We start from the raw sequence: 25920 nt of genomic DNA on the forward strand, positions 1-25920 counted from the left end.
TATTTTGTTTGTTTTTAATACTTATTTTGTTTTCCCTATAAAAACATAAAAAAACTTTAGCAAACTTAGTCAATCCTAAAAAAAAATCATACTAAAATCCGTATAGCTTTTGAATGAACTTATTATTGAACTAACAGAAATCAATCCGAGAGAGTTTTTCGGACTTCAGAATAGCAATATTCAATTATTAAAAAAATACTTTCCTAAACTAAAAATTGTAGCCAGAGGTAGTAAATTAAAGGTGTATGGAGATGAAGATATGCTCGAAGAGTTTGATATGCGCCTCAATATGCTTTTAGAGCATTTTGGGAAGTATAACAAGTTGGACGAAAATGTGATAGAACGTATTCTTACCAGTGAGAGTAAAGCAGATTATGAAACTTCTGCTAATAGTGGAGAAACATTATTGCATGGAGTAGGTGGTAAGTTGATAAAAGCTCAAACGGCAAATCAACGCAAGCTGGTAGAGTCTTGTAATAAGAATGATATGGTTTTTGCTATTGGTCCTGCGGGAACAGGGAAAACATATACAGGAGTTGCATTGGCTGTAAAGGCGCTAAAAGAAAAACAGGTTAAACGGATTATTCTTACACGCCCTGCTGTAGAAGCAGGAGAAAACTTAGGTTTTTTACCTGGAGACCTCAAAGAAAAACTGGATCCTTATATGCAACCGCTCTATGATGCATTGCGGGATATGATTCCTAATGAAAAACTAGATAGTTTTATAGAAAAAGGGGTGATCCAGATTGCTCCAATGGCATTTATGAGAGGAAGAACCTTGGATAATGCCTTTGTGATATTAGATGAAGCACAAAATACTACGCATGCGCAGATGAAGATGTTTTTAACTCGTATGGGTAAGAATGCCAAGTTTATTATTACTGGTGATCCTGGACAGATAGATTTGCCAAGAAGAGTAACTTCGGGACTCAAAGAGGCTTTGTTGGTACTTAAAAATGTACAAGGAATTGGCATGATTTATCTTGATGATAAAGATGTAATTCGTCATAAATTGGTTAAAAAGGTAATTGCTGCCTATAAAGAAATAGAGCATAGAAACGAATAAAATGAGTTAAATAATAGTGTTTGATAGGTGGTAATAAACATACAAACATATATTTGACCATAGAATAACGCTTATAAATCACGTGACCCTAATATTCACAAATTAACAAATGAATACGATACTAAATACAAACTATAATTTTCCTAATCAAAAATCTGTTTACAAGGGAAAAGTAAGAGAGGTGTATAATATAAATGATGAACTATTGGTAATGATCGCTACAGATCGATTATCTGCATTTGATGTAGTGATGCCAAGAGGAATTCCTTTTAAAGGGCAAATTCTTAATCAGATTGCTACCAAAATGATGAAAGATACTGAGGATTTGGTGCCAAACTGGCTAATTGCTACTCCTGATCCCAATGTTGCTGTAGGTCATCTGTGTGAGCCTTTCAAAGTAGAGATGGTTATAAGAGGATATCTTTCTGGTCATGCTGCCAGAGAATATAAAGCTGGTAAACGAATCTTGTGTGGTGTGGTTATGCCAGACGGTATGAAAGAAAATGATAAGTTTCCTGAACCTATCATAACTCCTTCTACAAAAGCAGATAATGGAGCGCATGATGAGGATATCTCTAGAGAAGAAATATTGTCTGCCAATATTGTGTCTGAAGAAGATTATATCGTGCTAGAAGATTATACACGCAAATTGTTTCAAAGAGGAACAGAGATTGCAGAAAAAAGAGGGTTGATTCTAGTAGATACTAAATATGAGTTTGGAAAAACAAAAGAGGGTAAAATTGTGTTGATTGATGAAATACATACTCCTGATTCTTCTCGTTATTTTTATAAAGAAGGGTATGAAGAAAGGCAACAAAAAGGAGAATCACAAAAGCAATTGTCTAAGGAATTTGTAAGACAGTGGTTGATTAGTAATGGTTTTCAAGGAAAAGATGGACAACAAATCCCTGAGATGACAGATGAGTATATTCAATCTGTATCAGAACGCTATATCGAGTTGTATGAAAATATTGCGGGTACTGGCTTTGAGAAAGGAGCAATTACCAATATAGAAAGACGAATTGAGGATAATATCTTAGAATATTTGAAAGGATAATCTTGTCTATAGTTATATAGAATTAAAGCTGTTATTTGTAATGAATAACAGCTTTTTTTAATGTTTTTTGTCTCGTTATAATAATATCATTTCTCTATTAAAATGACTTTCTAAAATTGTTTCTTTTTTTGTCTAAATCAAAAATAATTTAACTCAGGATTGGTATAAGACAACTACATTCTATTTAAAATTAAGGTTAAGCGACTTTGTACTCTAATAATTGTATATTATCCTGTAAGCGCTCTTTTACAATATTCATCATACGTTTGTTTAAAGAAGATGAACTTTTGAGATAAGACATATACTCTTCTATGGTAAATTGCCCTATAATCATTCCTTTGAGACTGTTTCTGAATTTCATATCTTTCTGGATCGCATTTTCGATATAATCAAAACGTTTTTCTAGAGATAATTCATAAAATGTATTCTTTCTTTTTTGAATGTAATTTTTGAATACTTCAATTAATAATTCTCCTTGTAATTTTATAATAGGACGAATTGTTTTGTTCTGAAATTGTTCATCATCAGACATGTTTGCAGATACTCTTGCATTTAATAATTGTGGTCGTATTGCTAATAAATTTGTTTCCCTGTTTTCCATATTAACGAAAGTTTACTAAAAATAATTAATTTTTAGGTTTAAAAATAAATACTACTTCTATAGTTTTAAATGACTTATAAACAATAGAGAAGTTGCATATGAGGCTTAAGGAATAAGGTAAAGTAGTTTATAAAACTTATAAAAAATTGAAGGGTATAACCAAAACTTAGAATGTAAAAGTATTGGCTATACCTTTCGGGTTTTTAGGTACTATGATATTTTTGATCAATTACTTATTTATAAATTCTTCTTTGGTTATTATTTTGAGAGGAGTACCTGCTGTTTTTTCAAGATATTTATTGAGTTTAGTAATCTGTTTGTTTTCTATATTTTTATATGCTTCTTTAGCATTGTGTAACCTGGTTTCTAATACTTCTTTATTTTCTAATTGAGCAGATGAAGGCTTCTCGAATAAGTTTGTAACATCACTATAGACTTCTGATAGTTTTTCTCGTAACTGAGGTTCTGCCTCGGCAACATAGTTATCACCTGTTGTTACTACCAGTGTTTTTTTTAAGGCTACTAATTGATTAATTACTGATGAAGTAATTTTTTGAGAAGCAGGATCTTTTTTTGATACGTTTTTTGCACTTTGTATATTTTGGTCAATTTGATATACTAGATATGCTAACTCTTGCATGTCATCAAATAACTGTTGAGCGGCCTTTCTTTGAACAATTCTATCTTTTTCTGATACTAATGAAATTGGATCATTTTGTAAGGTGATAGTACTTTTATATTGATTTTTACCTTTTGTAAGAACAATATTGTAAGTGCCAGCAGCAACTCTTGGGGCTGTAAATCCACCAAAGGTAAGTGTTTTTCCAGCGGCTACTTTAGGTGCTTTTTTTCTGAAATTCCAGTTAACAATATTGATCCCTTTGGATTTGCCAGGAACAAGATCGACAACTTTATTACCGTTTTGATCTTGAATAGAAAGTGTCATTTTTCCAAAAGTATGTCTCTTCTTTAGGTAGTAAATGATTTTTGCATTGGTATTTGGGTTTTCTCCTTTGAATTGAAGTTCTGTGCTACCTCCACCAAAACCACTTTCTTCTTTGATGGTAAAAGGTGGGGTCTCAAAAAAGTGAATATCTTTGACAAGAACTTCTTGAGTTATTTTTCGCAAAGGAGAAATGTCATCGATAATTATGATACCTCTACCATGAGTCCCTAATACCAGATCATCGGTTTTCTTTTGTAAATCAATAAAGTGAACTGCGGTTGCAGGCATATTATTGGTAAAACGAGACCAGTGTTTACCACCATCAATGGTAATGAATAACCCAAACTCTGTACCTAGATATAGAATGTCTTGGTTTACATAGTCTTCTTGAATATTTCTAGCAAATCCAACAATGTCATTGGTAACAAGAGAGCTCCATGTTTTTCCGAAATCTGTGGTTTTGTATACGTATGGCTTCATATCTCCTGTGGTATGACCATCAAAAACAGCATAGGCAGTTTCTTTGTTATGTGTACTTGCTTCTATATGATATACCCAAGTGTTTTTTGGCAGTCCTTGTATATTGGCTACTGTATTGGTCCATGATTTTCCACCGTCTTGTGTTACTTGTACATTACCATCGTCTGTACCTACCCAAATTATATTTTGATCAATTGGCGATTCTGCAATAGTAAAAATGGTAGTATGTGTTTCTGCTCCTGATTTGTCTACAGAAAGCCCACCAGATTCCTTATCCTGTTTGGCAGGATCATTGGTGGTAAGGTCTGGTGATATTTTTTTCCAGTTATCCCCCATATCTTCGCTTATGTGCAGAAATTGACTTCCCATATAAAACCGATCAGGGTGATGATTGCTCACTGCCATAGGAGCGTTCCAGTTGAAGCGCAGTTCAGCTTCTCCTTTTATGGGTAATGGTTTTATATTTTTTGTGTAGTTTCTATCAATGTCATATCTCCATACATTTTGAGCACCCTGCATTTCTGAGTAGATAATCTTTTTGCTAGGATGTCTTAATACTCTAAAACCATCACCATATCCAACAGGTTTCCAATCTCTGGCCTCTATTCCACCTGGAGAAGATGAGGGACCCCACCAAGATCCATTGTCTTGTAGCCCTCCGTAGATGTTATATGGTTCTTCGTTATCTACACTGATATGATAAAACTGAGATATAGGTAGGTTATCTACCATATCCATAGTAGCTCCGCCATCCCAACTTCTATATACACCGCCGTCTGTACCAACATATATTCTATCAGAATTATTAATATCAAAAACGATATCATGAATATCAGCATGCATACTACCTAAATTCTTAAATGTCTTCCCACCATCTCGGGAGATAGATCCAAATAATCCACCTTTGATAAGGATATCTGGATTTTTGGGATCCACAACAATTCTAGAGAAATAAAAAGGTCTTACCACAAGCCCAAAATCTCCATTTAATAATTTCCAATTGGCTCCTGCATCATCAGAACGATATAACCCTTTATTTTCTTTACTTTCTATAACGGTGTATATTATTTGTGGATTTGAAGGGGAGATTGCCAATGCAAGTCTACCAAGATCCCCTTCTGGAAAACCATTGTGTATTTTGTTCCATGTTTTTCCTGCATCTGTTGATTTATATAATGCACTATTTGGTCCTCCAGAATTAAATCCCCATGGTGTTCTCCTAAACTCCCACATAGCAACATATACAATGTTTGGGTTTTTGGGATCTATAATCACTTCATTAGCCCCAGTTTTTTGATTAATGTAGAGTATTTTATTCCATGTTTTTCCTCCATCTATTGTTTTATATACTCCTCTGTCAGAACTATCACTCCATAGCGCACCTAGGACACCTATATAAATTTCATTAGAGTTTTTTGGATTGATTTGTATACTACTGATCCGTTCTGAATTCTCAAAACCCATTTTTTTCCAGTTAGCACCCCCATCAGTAGATTTGTATAATCCATCACCAATAGATACACTATTACGAGTCCATATCTCACCAGTTCCTACCCAAATTGTATTATCTGGATCGGTGGGATCTACTTTTACAACTCCTATCGATTGTGCGTGCTCATCAAATACCGAAGAAAAACTAGCACCTCCGTTTGAAGATTTCCAAACACCGCCTCCTGCGGTACCAGCGTATATTATTCTGTCATTGGTAGGGTGGTTTTCTAGATCTATGATACGTCCACTCATTAATGCGGGACCAATCTGTCGTGCTTTTAGGTTGCCAAATAATTCTTTTCCTTTTAGTACAATTTCTTGTGCTTGCAAGTTTATACAAAAGAGTATAGCCAAGCTTGCAATTATAAATTTATTGTTCATAATTACGGATTGTTTTAAATATTAAGAATAAAAAATCCCCAGTTTAATTTGGGGATGATGATTTGTGATTATTTTCCTTCAGGAAAAGCGAATAACGCTTGATCTACTTCTGGGTCGATATCAAACTCTTTAAAATCGATACTTTGTAGTTCACTGCTTTGAGAAAATGGAAAATATAGCCCTTCTACTTCTTGATAATCACTAATTGACATTTTTATTGTTTTACCTTTCATTGGTCCGTCTTGAACCGCTTCTTCTATAACAATCGGGACATAGTTTTCTGTATCAAAATAATAGTGAGAAATATTAGGCTCGGATTTACCATTGATCATTATTGGGTCTTTGGTAACCTTTATTTTGAAAGTATCTGCCCCATCTATAGTTTCATTACCTATAAGTTCTATTGAATATCCTTTTTCTTTATAATTAAGAAATGGAGAAGGCCAGTCTTTGATAAGGTTTTTCATTTTTTCGGTAGCTTCATTATCATTTTTTTCAGCTTCCATTGTCATTTGGTTTCTTGACCAAGAAGTCTCTCCATCATAAGCTGCCCAGATCATTTTATTCCCTTGTAATTCTATTGTGGTTGATTGGCGACCATCTGTCATCATTATTTGCTCAAAAGGAATTTCCATATTTTGCATTTTCATGACTCCAGTCATTTTTATGCCTTTTAGCTTTTCCCAATTTTCTTTTCCTCCAGTATTTTCAAAATAATTGTTAATAATTTCATCAGCAGTTTGTGCTTGAAAAGAAGTGGTAATAGCTAATATAATGGCTACAAGAATTGATTTTAAAGCATTCATTAGTTGTGAATTTTGTTGTTTATAAAATTAGTCAATAGATTTATTGTTTTGTTACACTTATCTTTGTTTTTTTTGTTAATTGATCATTAAAATAATAATATTAGTTTCATTTTTTTATTTAATTTTCGAGATGAAATCTTAAACATATAGATATATGCAGTTCGGAAAAGTAGCACATCCTCAGAATATTGATTTTACCTTGCCACAGGATCATAAGGATACTTTAGAGATTCTAAAAAAAAGAAATGCAGGTGAGTTGTCACTTTATGTAGGGTGTGCCAAATGGAACAGGCAAGATTTAAAAGGATTTTACCCTAGGGGAACAAAGGATGAGTTAGAGTATTATTCGAGACAGTTTAATGCCATTGAGATGAATGCTACTTTTTATAGAATTTTTCCAGAAGAACAATTCAAAAAATGGTATAGTAAAACTCCTAAGGGGTTTAAGTTCTTTCCTAAATTAGTACAGAATATTTCTCATCTAAAAAGATTAAATGATGATGTACAACCTTATGTTGATGAATATTTGTCTAGTGTAGTTCATTTAAAAGAGAAACTAGGTACTATCTTTTTACAGTTACATGGTAATTTTGGTCCTAAAAATTTTGATAGAGTTATCCAGTTTATAGAACGATGGCCAAAAGAGATACGTTTGGCGGTAGAGTTTAGGCATACTGATTGGTTTAATGATGTTGAGGTAGCGAATGAGTTATATGATCTTCTTGAAGAGAATAATATAGCTAATATTATAACTGATACTGCTGGTAGAAGAGATTTGTTGCATATGCGCTTGACTAATGATGAGGCTTTTATAAGGTATGTGGGGGCTAATCATGAGACAGATTATGCTAGACTAGATGATTGGGTGAAAAGGCTTTCTGTATGGAAAGATCAAGGAATTTCTAGAATACATTTTTTTGTTCATCAAAATATAGAAATAGAATCTCCTTTGTTATCTAATTATTTTATTAGAAAACTAAACGATCAGATAGGTAGCAAATTACATTTACCAAACCACTTGTCTAATGATTTGAAGTTGTTTTGAAGTTGATAAAGTAATAGTATTGCTTGTTTTTGTCAAGTCTTTTACGGTAATCCCCTCATTCTTAATTGTTAAAATGTAAAATAGATTTGCTTTTTAACGATGATATATGTACTTTGCCGATGAATTTAATATTATTTATGTAGGAAAATACGTCATTTTCTTTTGAAGTAGCTAATTTTGAATTCATAAATTGATTCTCTATAAATTATTAAAAAAAAATTATATGAATAGATTTCTACTATATCCTTTTTTATTGGTTTTTTTATTAGTTAGTACTATAGGAAACTCACAATCAGATCATTCAATCAATCATTCTCATGACGAACAGGATCATATATTATCATCATACGAAGGAACTTTTCTAGTTGATAGTCAGTCAATTGTTAAAGAGAAACCTCTTTTTTATGGTGCGATTTCCATTTTATCAGAAGATCATGTTTTGGAAAGTAATCATGTACATCAAATTACTTTGCTTGACATTATATCTTCTGAAGAAGAATCAGATTTTAATTGTTCGGGAGGTTTCTGTATGAATAATTTTCATTTTCATAAGAAAGGAGTGACCTTAACAAAACAGCTCTTTGATTACTTTATATGGGTTTCCTGTTAATGTTATGTCTTTTTAACTTTGAAAAAAGCACAAATAGATTCAATTTCTATCCGCACGATTTCAAAGTTAAAAAGACATAATTAATAATTAAACACGTTATTTTTTGATTAAGTTGAATTATGAATAGATATTCAGTTACTTTTGCAACTTAAATTAAATAAGGTATGACGTTTTTAGAGTTAGGAGTGTCTAAGGATCTTAATAAAGGCCTTAGTGAAATAGGAATAAAAACTCCAACTAAAATTCAGGAGCAAGCAATCCCAGTTTTGATGAGTCATCAAACCGATTTTATAGGAAAAGCTCAAACAGGAACTGGTAAGACTGCTGCTTTTGGGATTCCTATTTTATCTCAGATTGATACTTCTAAAAAACATGTTCAAGCCTTAATATTGGCTCCAACTCGCGAATTGGGGCAACAGATAGCAAAACAACTTTTTAAATTTACGAAGTATACAGACAAAGTATTTACAGAATCGGTGTATGGAGGAGAAAAGATAGAAATACAGCTTACCAGATTAAAAAGGCCAACCCATATCATCGTAGCAACTCCAGGAAGACTTATTGATTTGATAAACAGAAAAGCTGTTGATATATCAAAGATACGAACATTGGTTATGGATGAGGCTGATGAGATGTTGAGTATGGGATTTAAAAAAGATTTGACTACTATTTTATCTAAAACAAAAGGGAATAGAAATGTTTGGCTTTTTTCGGCAACAATGCCATCTTCATTAGATGATATAATAAATTCTTATGTGCGCAAAGATGCTGTTAAGATAAGTATAGATAAGAATGATGCCGTGAATAAAGGGATTTCTCATCAGTTTGTGGTAGGGGATGAATCAGCCAAATTAGATACACTTACTTATTTCCTAAAAACGCAAAAAGGAAGTAGAGGGATTATATTTACAAAAACCAAAATCGCTGCAAGAACACTTAGTAAGCAATTAAAATCAAAGGATTATGAGGTTGGTTTGCTAGAGGGAGAAATGACTCAGAAAGATAGAGATAAGGTGATGAGAGCTTTTAGGAAAAAAACATTACAGTTATTGGTGTCTACTGATGTCGCTGCAAGAGGAATTGATGTAGCTAACCTAGCTTTTGTAGTACATTATCAATTGCCAGATCAGATAGAGTATTATACGCATAGAAGTGGTAGAACAGCAAGAGCAGGAAAAACAGGTATATCACTAGCTTTAATTGTGAAACAAGAAGTTCAGGTAATAAGAGATTTAGAGAAGCAACTAGGGATACGGTTTGATCAGATCAGGTAATTAGATTAGTGGTAACTTGCTGATGAAGAAAAAGGTATTGTTATGTAGTTTGCTTTCTGTTAAAAGGAGCACCAATTTTGGATATTACTGATAATAATTTCTCAAAATTTACAGGTTTAGAAAAATATTTATCAAATCCTATATTTATAAAACGTTGTTCATCTCCAGGCATTGCATAGGCAGTTACTGCGTATACGGGAATATTTTTGAGAATTTCTAATTTTTTAAACCTTTGAAGTAATTCACAACCATCCATTTGGTTAAGTCCTAGATTGATGTCGACAAGAATTAGATCTAATTCTTCTTCTTTTACAACCTCAAGGGCTTCAGAGCCATTTTCTGCAATGATCACGTTAGAATCATTTCTGGATAACATCTTATCCATTACCATTGCATTTATTTTGTTATCTTCTACGTAAAGAACGTTCATAGGCATTGTGGAATTATTATATTAAACTGGGTACCTTCACCTATTTTACTTTTCACTTCTATTTTACCATCTAATATCTCGATATATCGTTTTGATAAGCTAAGTCCGATACCTGTACCTTCATATTTACGACTCAAACCAATACTTTCTTGCATAAAAGGGTCAAAAATTTTCTTGAGATTCATTTTATCTATTCCAATTCCAGTATCAGTAACGGAAATATAAACATTATTTTTGGAATTTTTAGAATTAACCTTAATAATTATACCTCCTTTGTTGGTATATTTTACGGCATTATGGATTATATTGTTTAATGCTGCTCTGAAAAGACCTTTGTCAATACATACCATGGGAGAGGTCTGGTCAAGTTCTAATTGATAAGAAAGTTCTTTTGCCTGAGCCATATGTTTGTATTCTCGAAACGAAGTTTCTATAGTGTAATTGATATCAAGTTTTTGTAGATTAATATTCTTTTTTATGGCTTCTATCTCACTAAAATTGGATAGATTATTGATGGTATCTAAAAGTCTGTTTTTACTTTCTTCTAGGTATTTAAGTAGTTTTTCTTTTTCCTGAGGGTTTTTTTCGTCCAATAATAACTTGCTTACCGTCATTATTCCATTAAGAGGAGTTCTTATTTCATGGCTAAAGTTTGATAATATGTTTGATTTTAGGCTATTGAGTTCTTGTTCTTTGATATGTGACTCTTTGATGGCTATTTCTGCTAATTTTTGCTCTGTTATATCGTGAAAACTAACAAGGATAGAATTTACTTTTTCTTCTTCTTGATCAAAAATAGGTGTGTATTTTGCTTCTAGCCATTGGGTATCGCCTTTATAGGTTATTCGCTCGATTTCTTTTTTTACAATATTCCCTTTTAGAGTTTCATTAAATTCATGTGCAAAAGAGTTTTTGAAATTAAGGGGTACAACATCAATTAGTTTACATACTTGTTGCGTTGGGTCTACATTAAATCCTTTTTTGATAATCTTTACAGATTTTTCGTCTGTCATTAGGATTTCTCCTTGGGTATTTAATAGTACAGTATAAGCAAAACCATTATTTACAATTGCTTGTAGTCTGTTTTTATTTTCTTCAATAGTTTTTTCGTTGAGCTTTTTTTGATGTACATCGATGAGGTTTCCAATAATTCTAGTGGTTTTCCCTTTTGCATTCTTTCTTTTAAAACCATAAACCTCATAGTTACGATAGCCACCGTTGAGATGTTTAATTCTATAATAATTGTAATAATGATTTCCTTTTTCGGTAAGGCTGTTGTCGTATCTTTCTAGTGCACTTTCTACATCATCAGGGTGGATCATTTGTATAAATTCTTTTCTAGATACAAAATCTTGATCCATTGGCAATCCTAGCATTCTCTTAAAATCGGTACTATAGAAAACTTCATCTTTATTAATATAGTGATCAAATAGCCCTGATTGTATGCCTTTTAAAGCTAAATGTTTGGTCTCTTCGCTGTGTTTTAGTTTTTCTATATAATTATATCTATCGGTAACATCTGCAATTGTTCCGTTTACATAGATAACTTCATTTTTGTAGATTACAGGCAGACCAATCACTTTGATCCATTTTTCGTTTCCTTTTTCTGTAATTATTTTTTCTGTGTATTCATATGGCTTTTTGTCTTTGAGCAAATTATCAAGATAGCTTTGTACTTTTTCTCTAGAATCCTTGAGAAAAAAATGAGAAGCTTTCTCTCTAGTTATAGGAATGTTATAATCTAATTCTTTGATAGCATAACATCCTTTTGACCAGTACATCTCATTACTTTTAGGATTAAAATACCAAGCTCCAATTTTGGTAAGTTTAGAGATGGTCAATAACGCTTTATGTTCTTTGTATTCTTCGGTAGTGTCAATTGCAGCTGCATAGATTAGGTCATCGTGCAATGTGAAATCAAATTTTAAAGAAAGAACCCCATTGTTTTCGGTAGGGAAACTTAATGAAGAATTTATAAAAGAACTTTTGTTAGAAAGATTGGTAACTAGATTATGAAATAGGGTTACATCTTGATCAATGATAAAATTAGTTATGTTTTTTCCTTTGATTTTACCTATATCAAAAGGAAATAATACTTGACACCTGTTATTAGAAGCAACTATTTTTCCATCTTTTTTTAAAATGAATAGAAATAGTAATGTTTTTTCAGATAATACTTCGAATTGTTCTAACGTAAAAGACATATATACTGGTTAATTCCACTTAAAGTTACAAAATGATTTGTAATTCTATGTGGGTTCCAAGTTGTAAAAGGGTAATTAAGAAAAAGAGGAAGTCTTATCTGACTCAAAATTAGTGCTTTTACTTACTAAGTGATATTTTAATACTCTGAAACTAGCTCAGAAACTAAAGATTGATTTCAAACGAATATTTCCTGGGCTTATCCTAAGATAGCTTATTGGATTTAGTAATAGTAATGATGCAATTGTAATGTTATTTTGAATGCAGCTCTATTATATTTTGTTTTTTGATATACCTTACGGTATATTTGTGGTATGGTACGATCAGAAAAAACAAGACAGTTTATCATAGAAAAGACGGCATCTATCTTTAACAAGAAGGGGTATATAGGTACTTATTTGTCTGATTTAACAAATGCAACTGGTCTTACTAAAGGAAGTATTTATGGAAATTTTAAAGATAAAAATGAAGTTGCATTAGAGGCTTTTAGGTTTAATTATAAATTACAAACGGAGAAGGTGTTATTTCTTATGAAAAAAGAGAAAAGTGCAGATAAAAAACTGCTAGCTTTTCTGGATCATTATAAAAATGAATATGTAGCTATTTTTAAAAACGGGGGGTGTGCAATATTGAATACAGCTGTAGATTCTGACGATGGAAATGAGTTATTGAAACAAGAAGTAATAGGTAAAATTGAGGATTGGGTTTATAGAGTTGTGACTATTCTAGAGGAAGGAATACAACAAAAGGAGCTTAAAAAAATAAACTCTTTAGAATATGCACATAGGATGATTGCTCAGATAGAAGGAAGTATATTATTGTCAAAAACATTGAACCAGTCAGATATCTTATTGAAGAACATCGAATTATTGAAGCAAGATATTGAATTATTAAAATTGAAATAAATTTTTTTTAAATACATATATACCTTACGGTATATGATAAAAACAAAATTATGAAAAGAGTTGTAATAACAGGCTTAGGGGCAATTACTCCTATTGGAAATGATGTAAAATTGTATTGGGAAAACTTATTGAGAGGTGTTTCTGGTGCAAATATGATCACTCGTTTTGATACAGATAAGTTTAAAACCAAATTTGCATGTGAACTAAAAGGGTATAGTGATGTTGATTATTTTGAAAGAAAAGAAGCACGTAAGTTAGATAGGTTTAATCAATATGGTCTTATAGCAGCTACCGAAGCGATAGGGGATGCGGCTTTGGATTTTTCAAAACTAAATACAGAGAGAATAGGGGTTATTTTTTCTAGCGGAATCGGCGGTTTTGAAACTTTTGAGAAAGAAGTGATTAATCATGTAGAAGGCGAGTTTGTTTCTAGGTTTAATCCTTTTTTTATAACCAAAATAATATCAAATGCTTTGTCGGGTATGATTTCTATCAGACATGGGCTGAGGGGAGTTAATTATTGCCCAGTTACAGCCTGTGCTTCATCCACGCAAAGTATTATACATGCTTTTAATTATATCAAATGGGGCAAGGCGGATATTATTATTACAGGAGGATCTGAAGCTCCTATAACAGCATCGTCTATAGGAGGGTTTAATGCAATGAGAGCGATGTCTGTAAATAATGAAAATTATAAAATGGCATCTAGACCTTTTGATACACATAGAGACGGATTTGTAGTGGGAGAAGGTGCTGGTTCGTTGATTGTAGAGAGTTTAGATTCTGCCTTGAAAAGAAACGTAAATATCTATGCAGAGATTGTTGGGACAGGAGAGAGTTCTGATGCTTATCATATAACAGGAACACATCCTGAAGGTGAAGGTGCTTTTCTGGCAATGAAAAATGCTATACATGAAGCTAATGTTTCTGTAGATAAAATTGATTATATAAATGCGCATGCTACTTCTACAGGGATAGGAGATCTGTCAGAAATTAATGCGATAAAGAAATTGTTTGCTTCAAATTTGAATAAAATCCAAGTGAGTGCAACAAAATCAATGACAGGACATTTGTTGGGGGGAACAGGTGCTATAGAGGCAATAGCTACTTGTTTGTCTATTATGAATGACCGTATACCTCCAACAATAAATACTAAAGAAGTTGATGCCAAGATACCAAAGGAATTGAATTTGTCACTAGGTGAAAAAACGGTCAAAACTATAAACTATGGAATTAGTAATAGTTTTGGATTTGGAGGCCATTGTGCGGCACTGTTATTAAAAAAATATATAGAGTAAAGATGTCTCTTATTGTATCTGAAATAGACATATCAGCCTTTAGAGGACTTACATATTTTTGGAATAGTGTAAATTGATTTTAAATTAAAATGCCTGCGGAAACATCAATACTACTAGGTAACTTCTAAGTATAGGTACTTTTTGTGTGCCTTTTTTATCTTAAAAAGAAAACCCCTTGAATATCAAGGGGTTTCAATAATAAGCGGAGAAAGAGGGATTCGAACCCCCGGAGGTGTGACCCTCGCTGGTTTTCAAGACCAGTGCATTCGACCACTCTGCCATTTCTCCAGTGTTTAGTCTCATCAGGTATTCCCTGAATGCGGGTGCAAATATAATATCTTTTTTAGATCTAAAAAGAATATTTTTATTTTTTTTTAAAGTTATTTTCTTTTGTGAAAATATTCGCACAATCATATACTAGGAATTAAGTATCTTGTGCCTTATTAATTAAATAATTACATGAAGAATAGTATAATTTTAGTCAGTTCATTTTTAGCATGTTGTTGCGGAACTTCGCATAATTCTAAAACTAATAATATAAAATCAGATGTTAATTCTGAGATCAAAACTGAATCTGCTACTACTTATGCAGAGAGTATTAGTCCAGAAGAGTTAAAAACGTACTTATATACTTTTGCTGGAGATGAGTTTGAAGGTAGAGATACGGGAGAGCCAGGTCAGAAAAAAGCGGCTGAATACCTAAAAGAGCAATACAAAAAAATGGGGATTCCTTCTCCATTAGGAGGGGATGATTATTATCAAGAAATACCAGAAAGTTATTTTAGAGGAGGAATCAAATCATCTGAAAATGTATTAGCGTTTATAGAGGGTACAGAAAAACCAGAGGAGATTGTAGTGCTTTCTGCACACTATGACCATGTAGGTATTGATCAAAAAGGAAATATATATAATGGGGCAGATGATGATGGATCAGGAACTGTAAGTTTATTAGAAATTGCTCAAGCTTTTATGAAAGCAAAGAAAGATGGAGTAGGGCCAAAAAGATCTATTCTGTTTTTACATGTCACTGGTGAAGAAAAAGGGTTATATGGCTCAAAATTCTATACAGAAAACCCTGTTTTTCCTTTAAAAAATACTGTGACAGACCTTAATATTGATATGATAGGTAGGATTGATGAGAAGCATGAAGGTGATGATGCTAGTAATTATGTATATCTTATCGGTAGTGATCGATTGAGTACAGAATTACACGAGATTAGCGAAAAAGTAAATAAGGAGTATACCAAGTTGAATTTGGATTATACATTTAATGCAAAGAATGATCCGAATCGTTTTTATTTTAGAAGTGATCACTATAATTTTGCAAAACATAATATTCCTATCATATTTTATTTTAATGGAGTTCATGAAGATTACCATAAACCAACAGATACACCTGATAAGATAGCATATGATCTTTTGGCTAAACGTGCCCAATTAGTGTTTTATACCGCATGGGAAGTAGCGAATAGAAAGGAGAGAATTGTTGTTGATAAAGCTGAATAATAATAAAATAGATTATTATTTAAAGATGAGATACAAAAAAAGCCCTTTTATTAAAAGGGCTTTTACAATGGGTGGAAGATCGGTTTCGAACCGACGACCTCCTGAACCACAATCAGGCGCTCTAACCAGCTGAGCTACAACCACCATTTGATTTCAGGGTGCAAAAATAAAGGATTTCTTCATATCTGCAAACTTTTTTTTGAATTAAATTAAATCAAAAATAGAATTCACTGCTACAGAGCGTTCTACAGTGAACCCTTCTGCATAAGAAACACCTATTATTCTGCCTAAATCGGCAGCTCTATATGTTATACTGTCCAAAAAATTTCTACTTGATATAGGAGTAGAAGGTTCCTCGCTGTCTATGTTATAAAACTGAGAAGTATATGCCATTACGCTTTCTACCTTTTTATCAATATGGTTACTTATGTCTACTACAAAGTCAGGTTCAATATTCATCCATTGAATATAATGATATACGTGTTCGGGTCTCCAAGGTTCTTGCGCAATTCCATTAAGACTAGTTTCAATTTTTTTTAACCCTGATAGAAAACAGGAATCACTAGTTAGTTTACTTCCTTTGCCATGATCAATATGACGATCTGTTATAGCATTACAAAGCACGATATCAGGCTTGTATTTTCTTAATATTTTTATTATTTCTAATTGATGGTGTTGATCGTTGGTAAAAAATCCGTCTTTAAACCCCAGATTTTCACGAACATCAACTCCTAAGATTTCAGCAGCTTTTTTTGCTTCTTGATCTCTAATTTCGGGAGTGCCTCTTGTTCCTAGTTCGCCTCTTGTAAGGTCAAGTATTCCTGCTTTTTTTCCAGCAGCAATCTCTTTAGATAGTGTGCCAGAACAACTTAATTCTACATCATCGGGATGTGCTCCTATTGCTAGAATGTCTAATTTCATCTAGTGTATATTTGTTGTTTTTTAATTGTATGATAAAGTATAGTTAATCATTTTTAGGTACGTGGGTAACCTAATGTATAATCTTAATGTTTAAACTCAAGTGTTTTTACTTTTTCTATAGCTTGCTGTATGTCATGTATAAGGTCTTCTTTTTCTTCGATACCTACACTTAGTCGTAATAATCCATCTTTTATTCCTTGTAAATTACGTTCTTTTTGAGAAAGTAGTGCATGAGAGGTAAGATGTGGTGATAAGATTGTACTTTCTACACCAGCAAGGCTCATAGAGCTTTTGATGAGTTGTAATTCTTTTTGAAATTGTTTGGCATCTAATCCTTCTTTGAGTTCAAAAGAAAGCATTCCGCCATATCCTTTCATTTGTTTTTTTGCAATCTCATGATCAGGATGAGATTTTAATCCAGGGTAGTATACAGCAGAAATATCAGGATGTTTTTTTAGCCATTTGGCAATTTTTAGAGCATTTTTATTCTGTTGTTTTACTCTGATACCTAAAGTTTTGATACTTCTTTCTAGCATCCATACGGTAAAATCGCTCAAACTACCTCCAAAATTTTTGGCGACTTGAAAAATCTGATCAATATTTTTTTCTGTAGCAATTACTGCTCCTGCCAGAATATCACTATGACCACCTAGGTACTTAGTAGCAGAATGTAGTATGATGTCTATTCCCAGTTCAATTGGGTTTTGATTTACAGGAGAAGCAAAAGTATTGTCGATGATAGTAGTGATACCATTTTCTTTGGCCAAACTTCCTATTTTTTTTATATCAGTGATAGTGAGTAAAGGGTTAGAAGGTGTTTCTAGATAGATAACTTTTGTATTTGGTTGTATTTTTTGTTTAAACCCTTCTAGATCTTGAGTATCAGTATAAGAATACTCTATTCCATGTTTTTTAAATTCTTCATTGACAAGGTTGGCAGTACCTCCGTATAGTGTGCGTTGTAGTATAATATGATCTCCTTGTTGTAGAAAAGCAAATAATGTAGTGCTTATTGCTGCCATGCCGCTTCCAAAAATTAAAGAAGATTCCCCTTTTTCAAGTTTTGCTATTTTTTTACATAATGCTTCTTGATTGGGGGTATTAAAATACCTTGGGTAACGTTTGGTTTCTACACCTTCAAAGGCATAAGAGGTAGACAGGTATATAGGAGATATTACTCCTTTGAATTGTTGATCCTGAATTTCACCCAGATGTGTGCAAATGGTATTAAAACCTATATTTTTTGTATTCATGATTTGATGCTAAATACTAATGTTATCGCATCTAAATTAAGGTATTCATAAGAAAATCAGATATGATTTAACAGATTATATGGTAGATAATATGTTTTTTATGAGCAATAAGTTCTGTAAAATTATAACATTTTGACTTTAGAGATGTTTCTCATTATAGTCTGAAAAAATTGTTGGGTATCATAAGGTTTGATAATAACATCATTCATGCCTACAGATAAGGCTTGACTTCTGATTTCTCCTTCTTCTACCGCAGTCAAAGCTATTATGGGGATAGTTGCATTAAAAGTACGTATAACTTTGGTGGCTTCTAGACCATTCATCTCTGGCATATTGATATCCATTAATACCAAGTCGAATTTTTCATCTTTTAACATTTCGATAGCGCTCATCCCATTACTGGCAATATTACAGGTGTATCCTTTTTTCTTTAGAATATTCTGAGTTACAATTTGGTTGATTCTATTATCATCAACAATAAGAACATAAAAATTACTTGTACCAATACTTAGGTTCTCTCCAGTGTTTAAAGAGTTTTCTTGTTCTCTAACAGCTTTTAAATAGAAAAGATCAAAATAGAACTCAGAACCTTTGTTTTCTGCACTATTAATGAAGATTTCACTATTATGTAAATGAATTAATTTTTTTACAATTGCTAATCCAAGTCCAGTTCCTTCATATTCTTGATTTTCATTTTTTACCTGTGCAAAATTATCAAAAATAGTTTGTTGCTTGTTTTCAGGTATTCCAATACCATCATCTTTTATAATAAAACGTAATAAATACCCTTGGTTTTCACAATCTATACATTTTACAGTAATCCAGATATTCCCATCTTTAGTAAACTTCAAAGCATTACCAATTAGATTTATAAGGATTTGAGATAATCTAACAGAATCACCGAGTAATGTAGTATCTATTCTTTTATCGATATCAATATGAACAGTATTGGCATTACTTTTTTGTTTTGCATGAAGTGAATTTACAATTCCTTCAATTAATGTTCTAATATCAAAAGATACTTTCTCTAGCTTAACTTCATTGGTTTCTATTTTGCTTAATTGTAATACATCGTTAATTAAAGCTAAAAGGTAATCTCCCGAGAATTTTAAAGATTCTAGGTACTCATTTGTTTTCTTTTTATCAGGATTTTCCATCAATAAAGAGGTAAGGCCTATCACACCATATAAAGGTGTTCTAAGTTCATGACTTACTGTAGAGATAAACTGAGATTTTAATGTAGATACTTGTTCAGCGGTTTCTTTAGCACCAATGAGTTCTTTGTTTTTATCAAGCAGGTCATTGTTAAGTCTTTTCTTTTGTATGTTATTTTTGTAAGAACTTATCAAAAAGGCAAGAGATATTAAGATTAGGATTATACCTAAGATAATACTGATTCTCCATTTTAAGACTTCTGATTCACTTTCTTTTTGTTCTGATTCAGCCTTTTTAGCTCTTTTTTCTAATAAATCAACCTCATATTTTATATTGGCACGTCTAAGTTCTTTTAACTTTTTGTGGTCATTAGCCATCAAAATGTTCTGAAACTGTTTCTTTTGATAAATATATGCGTTTTGAAAGTTGTCTTGCTTTCTATATAATTCTGATTTTGTTTCATAAGAAGAGGCTAATTCTTCGTAAAATTGAGAAATAAGCTCATCGTTATTTTCTTTATTCTTAGTTTCTCCGTTTGCATATGAAATAGCTTGATCTGTATATTCCTCTGCTTTTTGAAATCTTCTAACACTCAAAAAATATTTTCCTAAAAGACCATTGAGCTTTGTTTTGACAAGGTTAGATGAGTTTTTATGAATTAATTTTCTTGCAGGTGCCAAGTATTCATATGAACTATCAAAATCATGTCTAGAAATATAATACTCCCCAAGATTAAGTAGGGGTTGTATCATTCTTGAAGTATCTTTTAACTCTATTGCATATTCATAAGATTTCTTATAGTATTCTACCCCTTTTTTACGGGTGAGATTGTGTTTGGTAAATACGCGCGCTAAATTATTATATAGATCAGTTTCTAGGGTCTTGCTTTTAGAGCTTTTGGCATAAGTCAATGCTTTACGATAATTTTTTCGGGCTTTATTATCATCTTCACTGGTCTCATAATTCTTAGCTATAATATTATAGATATGACCTAAACTCTTGTCATCATTGTTGTACAGGGCATTTTGAAGAGCTGCGTTGGCAATTTCAATAGATTGCTCATATTTATATTCTTCCTGTAATTTTTCAGCTTTTTCTATATAGGATTGAATGCTATCTGAGACTTGAATAGACTGAGAATGCATGGATAGGGTGAAACTTATTATAAATAAGGTGGTTATATGTTGAATTTTGTTTTTCAACTCGCAATAATTCTTAATTTAATTACATTGACGAAAATACAAAAATAGATTTAACATAGTGTAATTCACCGTAAAAAAAGTGCTATTTATCCGTAATTCTTGTAGGTGAAACCTGTATTTTGTAGGAAAAACTAGAAATTTATAAGAATATAATCAATGATTGGAAAAAACTATTCAGATATAAAAAATTAAAATTATGTAGTAATTATTGTTGTATAAGTAGATGTATATTTGCGGTGTGAAAAATTAATCAATATATAAATTTTAAAAAAACAAAAAATATGGCATTTGTAGGTAAAAAATTTCCAAATCTTGATGTTGATGCAATGAATGATATGGGAGATACTTTTAAACTTAATGTTTTAGAAGAAGCTAAAAACAAAAAGAAAAAAGTATTACTTTTTTGGTACCCAAAGGATTTTACATTTGTTTGTCCAACAGAATTACATGCTTTTCAAGAAGCATTACAAGAATTTGAAAAAAGAGATACTATCGTAATTGGTGCTTCTTGTGATACTCCAGAAGTGCATTTTGCATGGTTAAATACTTCAAAGGATAATGGAGGTATAGAAGGAGTAACATACCCTATTTTGGCAGATTCTAATCGTAATTTATCTAGTACTTTAGGTATTTTGGATATCGCAAACGAAACATATAACGAAGAAACAGGAGTTGTAACTGTAGAAGGTGATAATGTAACATACCGTGCAACATACTTAATTGATGAAGAAGGTACTGTTTTTCATGAAGGTATAAACCATATGCCAGTAGGAAGAAATGTAGCTGAGTTTTTAAGACTGATAGATGCGTATGCACACGTACAAAAAAATGGAGAAGTTTGTCCAGCTAACTGGGAAGAAGGAAAAGATGCAATGAATGCTGATAGAAAAGGAGTAGCTTCTTATTTGGCAGCACATTAATTAATAACCTTATTGAAAACAATTCAACGTGTACTCGTTGAATTGTTTTCTCCATCATTTTAATCCAAAATAATATGTTACAAGAATTAGAAACAGACAGTTTGTCTCAATTAGTTCAGGATAATGATACAGTTATCGTACAATACTCAGCGACATGGTGTGGTAACTGTCGTATTATGAAACCAAAATTTAAGAAATTGGCTTCAGAAAATGACAATGTTACTTTTGTTATTGTTGATGCAGAAAAATATCCTGACTCTAGAAAATTAGCAACTGTAGATAATCTTCCTACGTTTGCAACTTTCAAAAAAGGAGCTTTTGTAAATCAAATTCAAACGAATAAATTTGATGTTCTTAAAGAATTAGTAGATGAAGTTACCAGTAATTAAGCACCTTACTAGTTTTATAGAAGAAAACGACGAAGATTTTGTGGTAGAAACTATAGAAACTCTAGAAGCACTCACAGAAGTACCTTCTTTAAAAGATGAAGAATTAGATGTCATTGGTGAATTGATCTCTAATATGTATGGAGCGTTAGAGGTTGATAAAATGATAAAAGAAGGAACTCCTAAAAAAGAAGCTCTTAATAGCTTTATGAAAAGAGTCCTTGGCTCAATTGACACTTGAAAAACATAAAAAAAACCTTCTAAGTTCTCTAGAAGGTTTTTTTAATTTTGCTACATCTTTAAGAATAAGGCAAGCATTTATTGCTTTTTTGATCAAAATAAAAAGCACAATACCTGTACTCAATCCAAACTTTATTAAGTTGATAGTAATGTATTATAAAGCATAAGCAGATTAAAAAAGGATAGCAGAGATCAATTTCTATTATGAATTGATAAAAAATAAAATCACTTCTTTAATTAAAATGCTCGATATTATGATATAATCTTATTAATTTTAGGGCACTAAAAAAACTCAAAATATTTATTATGGCTTCAATCACATTAAAAGGAAACGCAATTCATACGAGTGGGGATTTACCTAAAGTTGGGGAGAAAGCACCTGATTTTGAATTGGTAAACACGGATTTGTCAACTGCAAAATTATCTGATTATAAAGGAAACAGAGTAGTTCTAAATGTTTTTCCGTCTGTAGACACAGGGATTTGCGCTACCTCTGTTAGAGAATTTAACAAAGAAGCTAGTAATTTATCTAATACCAAGGTACTTTGTATTTCTCATGATTTGCCTTTTGCACAGGATCGTTTTTGTGGGGCAGAAGGATTAGAAAATGTAATTAACCATTCAGATTTTAGAACTGGAAAATTTGGTAAGGATTATGGATTAGACATTGTAGACGGACCATTACAAGGGCTTCATTCTAGAGCGGTGATTGTTCTTGATGAAAATGGTACAGTATTGTATACAGAACAAGTACCAGAGATTGTGCAAGAGCCAGATTATATAGCGGCATTAAAAACATTATCATAAGGTATCGATGAGTAAAGTTTCAAAATTTATTCTTGGCAGACTACGAGGATGTGGCTATGCTTTTAAAGGAGCTTTATTACTTATAAAAACAGAACCTAGTATACAAGTGCAATTAGGAATTGCTGTTGTTATGACTATACTGGGTTTCTATTTTAATATTACTTCAACAGAATGGATTTTACAAATATTTGCTATAGGGTTGGTAATGAGTATAGAAGGTGTTAATACTACAGTAGAAGCTATAGCAGATTTTATTCATCCTGATTTTCATAATAAAATTGGAATTATAAAAGATATTGCGGCTGGAGCTGTTTTTATAGCAGCAATTATAGCAGTAATAATAGGAGCAATAATTTATATACCATATTTCGTTTAGAAAATTTTTCAGGCATTTTTACGTTCCAATAGAGATATTCGTATTTTTGCGATAAGATACCCAAAAAATGGCCAAAAGAAAGGTAAGTACAAAACGGAAAACAACAAAAACAACAAAGACATCTAAAACCTCAGTAAAAGAAAAAGTTACACTATCTAGACAACAAAAAGTTGTTATTGGTAGTTTTCTGTTCTTTTTAGGGATAGGATTGTTTTTTGCTTTCGTTTCATTTTTTTTCAATTGGAAAATTGATCAAAGTGAGATTTCTCAATTTTATAACAGAACATCATCACCAAAAAACTGGTTAAGTAAATTTGGTGCTGCGGTAAGTCATTTCTTTATATTTAAAGGTTTTGGAATTTCTGCTTTAATAATTCCAGTGCTTACTTCTTTGACAGGAATATATTTATTCTTTGATCTCAATAAGAAAAAATTAGTAGGATTTTGGTTTTGGGGAACATTGGTAATGATTTGGATTGCTGTTGTTCTTGGTTTTGTAGAGAAAGGAGGAGGATTACTAGCAGGAGTTATTGGATATGAGATTAATGATTTCTTTAGAGACTATATTGGTTTTATAGGCACAGTTCTAGTATTAGCGTTTTTTGCAATAGTATATATTGTAGTACGTCTAAGATATACACCAGAGAAGATTTCTGATTCTTTGAAGAATACACAAAAATCTTTTATAAAAGATACTGATACAGTACGGCAAACCCAAAGTGTCGATACAAATACAAAGCCATCTACAGAAGATACTGATTCAAGTATCAAAGAAAGGATAGATGCTATTGTTGCAAAATCTAATGATGCACAAAAACGAGAAGAGGAGAAAAAGGCAATAAAGAGTACTACAAACGAGGTTCAATTAAAACCTACTGTTAATGAAGTGTATGGTGGTGCAAGTAATAAAGAGGGTGAAGTTACTGAGAAGTTAGTTATAAAATCTGAAGATAACCCTGAAGATATTGCTATGGAGGTTGAAACCACAGTAGAAGAAGAAGTGGTAGAAAATCTTAGTGCTAAATTGGTTGAAGATTTTGGAGAATTTGATCCTAAATTGGAGTTGGGTAATTATAAATTTCCTGCAATCAATCTTTTGAAAGATTATACTGTGCAAACAGGAGGAATAACGATAGATCAGGGTGAGCTTGAAGAAAACAAAAATCGTATTGTAGAGACACTCAAAAATTATAAAATAGAGATAGCCCAAATTAAGGCAACTGTAGGGCCAACAGTAACATTGTATGAGATTGTTCCCGAAGCTGGAATTAGAATATCTAAAATAAAAAACTTAGAAGACGATATCGCACTATCATTAGCGGCATTAGGGATTCGAATTATTGCTCCAATACCAGGTAAAGGAACAATTGGTATAGAAGTGCCTAATAAGAAATCCACAATTGTATCTATGCGATCTGCAATATCTTCTTCTAAGTTTCAGAATGCAGAAATGGAATTACCTTTATCTTTAGGTAAAACCATCTCAAACGAAACTTTTGTTGTTGATCTAGCCAAAATGCCTCACCTTCTTATGGCAGGGGCTACTGGGCAAGGTAAGTCTGTAGGACTTAATGCAATATTAACCTCTTTACTCTATAAAAAGCATCCAGCAGAAGTAAAATTTGTTTTGGTAGACCCTAAAAAGGTAGAACTTACACTCTTTAATAAAATAGAACGACATTATCTCGCAAAATTGCCAGATACAGATGAGGCAATTATAACAGATAATACCAAAGTAATCAATACACTGAACTCTCTTTGTATAGAGATGGATACTAGGTATGACCTGCTAAAGCAGGCTATGGTTAGAAATATCAAAGAGTATAATGTAAAGTTTAAAGCAAGAAAATTAAATCCAGAGAATGGACATAGATTTTTACCATATATAGTTCTGGTAGTAGATGAATTTGCAGACCTTATTATGACTGCAGGAAAAGAGGTAGAAACACCAATAGCTAGATTAGCACAATTGGCTCGTGCTATTGGAATACATCTTATTATAGCTACGCAAAGGCCTTCTGTAAATGTAATAACAGGTATGATTAAGGCTAATTTTCCTGCAAGAATAGCATTTAGAGTAACCTCTAAAATAGATTCTCGTACGATTTTAGATAGCGGAGGAGCAGATCAATTGATCGGTAGAGGAGATATGTTATTTACACAAGGAAATGATGTTGTAAGAATACAATGTGCTTTTGTAGATACTCCAGAAGTTGAGAGAATAACAGAATATATAGGTAGTCAAAAAGCATATCCCGATGCACATTTGTTACCTGAATATATAGGAGAAGAAAGTGGCACAAGTCTTGATATAGATAAAAAAGATAGAGATAAATTGTTTGCACAAGCAGCAGAAGTAATTGTAACGGCACAACAAGGATCGGCGTCTTTATTACAAAGAAAATTAAAATTAGGATATAATCGTGCAGGTAGGCTAATAGATCAATTAGAAGCCGCAGGCGTGGTAGGTCCATTTGAAGGGAGTAAAGCAAGGCAAGTTTTAGTGCCTGATCTTATAGCATTACAACAGTTGTTGGATAATGAATAACAGATTGTTGTAGG

The 25920-nt window shown here is 32.1% G+C and carries 22 protein-coding genes and 2 tRNA genes; 14 read left to right on the forward strand and 10 right to left on the reverse strand.

Annotated elements, in window-relative coordinates:
* Window positions 1-109 precede the first annotated feature (109 nt).
* Both DG508_RS11230 and DG508_RS11235 read left to right on the forward strand, forming a co-directional pair.
* On the forward strand, window positions 110-1066 hold the full coding sequence (locus DG508_RS11230) for a PhoH family protein (RefSeq protein ID WP_108868230.1): 957 nt from the start codon (window positions 110-112) through the stop codon (window positions 1064-1066).
* A 109-nt stretch (window positions 1067-1175) separates the two neighbouring features.
* Complete coding sequence (locus tag DG508_RS11235; RefSeq protein ID WP_108868231.1) at window positions 1176-2123, forward strand: phosphoribosylaminoimidazolesuccinocarboxamide synthase; 948 nt, start codon at window positions 1176-1178, stop codon at window positions 2121-2123.
* A gap of 196 nt (window positions 2124-2319) precedes the next feature.
* Here the strand turns inward: DG508_RS11235 and DG508_RS11240 are convergent, their stop codons facing one another.
* From DG508_RS11240 to DG508_RS11250, 3 genes are all read right to left on the reverse strand, one after another.
* Entirely contained in the window at window positions 2320-2724 is a 405-nt protein-coding gene (locus tag DG508_RS11240) for a glyoxalase (protein WP_103864870.1), read from the reverse strand.
* A gap of 229 nt (window positions 2725-2953) precedes the next feature.
* Window positions 2954-6022 carry a WD40/YVTN/BNR-like repeat-containing protein gene (locus DG508_RS11245; RefSeq protein ID WP_108868232.1) on the reverse strand — a complete coding sequence of 1023 codons (3069 nt, stop codon included), beginning with the start codon at window positions 6020-6022 and terminating at the stop codon, window positions 2954-2956.
* Window positions 6023-6090: 68 nt separating this feature from the next.
* The gene (locus DG508_RS11250; RefSeq protein WP_108868233.1) at window positions 6091-6828 is read right to left on the reverse strand and encodes a LolA-like protein; all 738 of its coding nucleotides are present in this window, start codon (window positions 6826-6828) and stop codon (window positions 6091-6093) included.
* Between the two features lie 154 nt (window positions 6829-6982).
* Here DG508_RS11250 and DG508_RS11255 point away from each other — a divergent pair, with 154 nt between their 5' ends.
* The 3 genes from DG508_RS11255 (at window position 6983) to DG508_RS11265 (ending at window position 9757) form a co-directional block, all read left to right on the forward strand.
* Window positions 6983-7873 carry a DUF72 domain-containing protein gene (locus DG508_RS11255; protein WP_108868234.1) on the forward strand — a complete coding sequence of 297 codons (891 nt, stop codon included), beginning with the start codon at window positions 6983-6985 and terminating at the stop codon, window positions 7871-7873.
* 223 nt (window positions 7874-8096) lie between these two features.
* The gene (locus DG508_RS11260) at window positions 8097-8483 is read left to right on the forward strand and encodes a hypothetical protein (protein WP_108868235.1); all 387 of its coding nucleotides are present in this window, start codon (window positions 8097-8099) and stop codon (window positions 8481-8483) included.
* 164 nt (window positions 8484-8647) lie between these two features.
* The gene (locus tag DG508_RS11265; RefSeq protein WP_108868236.1) at window positions 8648-9757 is read left to right on the forward strand and encodes a DEAD/DEAH box helicase; all 1110 of its coding nucleotides are present in this window, start codon (window positions 8648-8650) and stop codon (window positions 9755-9757) included.
* A gap of 40 nt (window positions 9758-9797) precedes the next feature.
* Here DG508_RS11265 and DG508_RS11270 read toward each other — a convergent pair whose 3' ends face one another.
* Together DG508_RS11270 and DG508_RS11275 are read right to left on the reverse strand one after the other, a co-directional pair.
* Window positions 9798-10187, reverse strand: a complete 390-nt coding sequence (locus tag DG508_RS11270) for a response regulator (RefSeq protein ID WP_199912781.1) — start codon at window positions 10185-10187, stop codon at window positions 9798-9800.
* Window positions 10184-12391 (reverse strand): PAS domain-containing protein, encoded by a 2208-nt coding sequence (locus tag DG508_RS11275; protein WP_108868238.1) that lies wholly within the window; start codon window positions 12389-12391, stop codon window positions 10184-10186. The genes DG508_RS11270 and DG508_RS11275 overlap by 4 nt, the downstream gene beginning before the upstream one ends.
* A 312-nt stretch (window positions 12392-12703) precedes the next feature.
* Here DG508_RS11275 and DG508_RS11280 point away from each other — a divergent pair, with 312 nt between their 5' ends.
* Both DG508_RS11280 and fabF read left to right on the forward strand, forming a co-directional pair.
* Window positions 12704-13294 carry a TetR/AcrR family transcriptional regulator gene (locus tag DG508_RS11280; protein WP_108868239.1) on the forward strand — a complete coding sequence of 197 codons (591 nt, stop codon included), beginning with the start codon at window positions 12704-12706 and terminating at the stop codon, window positions 13292-13294.
* Window positions 13295-13344: 50 nt separating this feature from the next.
* On the forward strand, window positions 13345-14592 hold the full coding sequence (gene fabF / locus DG508_RS11285; RefSeq protein WP_199912782.1) for a beta-ketoacyl-ACP synthase II: 1248 nt from the start codon (window positions 13345-13347) through the stop codon (window positions 14590-14592).
* A gap of 203 nt (window positions 14593-14795) precedes the next feature.
* Here fabF and DG508_RS11290 read toward each other — a convergent pair.
* A tRNA-Ser gene (locus tag DG508_RS11290) sits at window positions 14796-14880 on the reverse strand.
* A gap of 171 nt (window positions 14881-15051) precedes the next feature.
* Here DG508_RS11290 and DG508_RS11295 point away from each other — a divergent pair.
* Entirely contained in the window at window positions 15052-16098 is a 1047-nt protein-coding gene (locus DG508_RS11295; protein WP_108868241.1) for a M28 family metallopeptidase, read from the forward strand.
* A gap of 69 nt (window positions 16099-16167) precedes the next feature.
* Here DG508_RS11295 and DG508_RS11300 read toward each other — a convergent pair.
* The 4 genes from DG508_RS11300 to DG508_RS11315 all read right to left on the reverse strand — a co-directional run bounded on the left by DG508_RS11300 (window position 16168) and on the right by DG508_RS11315 (window position 20572).
* Window positions 16168-16243: transfer RNA gene (locus tag DG508_RS11300), tRNA-His, on the reverse strand.
* Between the two features lie 59 nt (window positions 16244-16302).
* Window positions 16303-17019, reverse strand: coding sequence for a bacillithiol biosynthesis deacetylase BshB1 (gene bshB1 / locus DG508_RS11305; RefSeq protein ID WP_108868242.1), 717 nt, complete (start codon window positions 17017-17019; stop codon window positions 16303-16305).
* A gap of 83 nt (window positions 17020-17102) precedes the next feature.
* The gene (locus DG508_RS11310; RefSeq protein ID WP_108868243.1) at window positions 17103-18272 is read right to left on the reverse strand and encodes a trans-sulfuration enzyme family protein; all 1170 of its coding nucleotides are present in this window, start codon (window positions 18270-18272) and stop codon (window positions 17103-17105) included.
* Window positions 18273-18394: 122 nt separating this feature from the next.
* A complete protein-coding gene (locus DG508_RS11315) occupies window positions 18395-20572 on the reverse strand; it encodes a tetratricopeptide repeat-containing hybrid sensor histidine kinase/response regulator (RefSeq protein ID WP_108868244.1) in 2178 nt (725 codons plus the stop codon).
* A 338-nt stretch (window positions 20573-20910) separates the two neighbouring features.
* Here DG508_RS11315 and DG508_RS11320 point away from each other — a divergent pair, with 338 nt between their 5' ends.
* From DG508_RS11320 to DG508_RS11345, 6 genes are all read left to right on the forward strand, one after another.
* On the forward strand, window positions 20911-21549 hold the full coding sequence (locus tag DG508_RS11320; protein WP_108868245.1) for a peroxiredoxin: 639 nt from the start codon (window positions 20911-20913) through the stop codon (window positions 21547-21549).
* 74 nt (window positions 21550-21623) lie between these two features.
* Complete coding sequence (locus DG508_RS11325; RefSeq protein ID WP_103864885.1) at window positions 21624-21938, forward strand: thioredoxin family protein; 315 nt, start codon at window positions 21624-21626, stop codon at window positions 21936-21938.
* A complete protein-coding gene (locus tag DG508_RS11330; RefSeq protein ID WP_108868246.1) occupies window positions 21919-22176 on the forward strand; it encodes a DUF6952 family protein in 258 nt (85 codons plus the stop codon). The genes DG508_RS11325 and DG508_RS11330 overlap by 20 nt, the downstream gene beginning before the upstream one ends.
* A gap of 305 nt (window positions 22177-22481) precedes the next feature.
* The gene (gene tpx, locus DG508_RS11335) at window positions 22482-22982 is read left to right on the forward strand and encodes a thiol peroxidase (RefSeq protein WP_108868247.1); all 501 of its coding nucleotides are present in this window, start codon (window positions 22482-22484) and stop codon (window positions 22980-22982) included.
* Between the two features lie 7 nt (window positions 22983-22989).
* Window positions 22990-23358 carry a diacylglycerol kinase family protein gene (locus DG508_RS11340; protein ID WP_103864888.1) on the forward strand — a complete coding sequence of 123 codons (369 nt, stop codon included), beginning with the start codon at window positions 22990-22992 and terminating at the stop codon, window positions 23356-23358.
* A 67-nt stretch (window positions 23359-23425) separates the two neighbouring features.
* Entirely contained in the window at window positions 23426-25906 is a 2481-nt protein-coding gene (locus tag DG508_RS11345) for an FtsK/SpoIIIE family DNA translocase (protein ID WP_108868248.1), read from the forward strand.
* Window positions 25907-25920 lie beyond the last annotated feature (14 nt).

The sequence above is a fragment of the Aquimarina aquimarini genome, assembly GCF_900299535.1.
Classification (GTDB): Bacteria; Bacteroidota; Bacteroidia; order Flavobacteriales; family Flavobacteriaceae; genus Aquimarina; species Aquimarina aquimarini.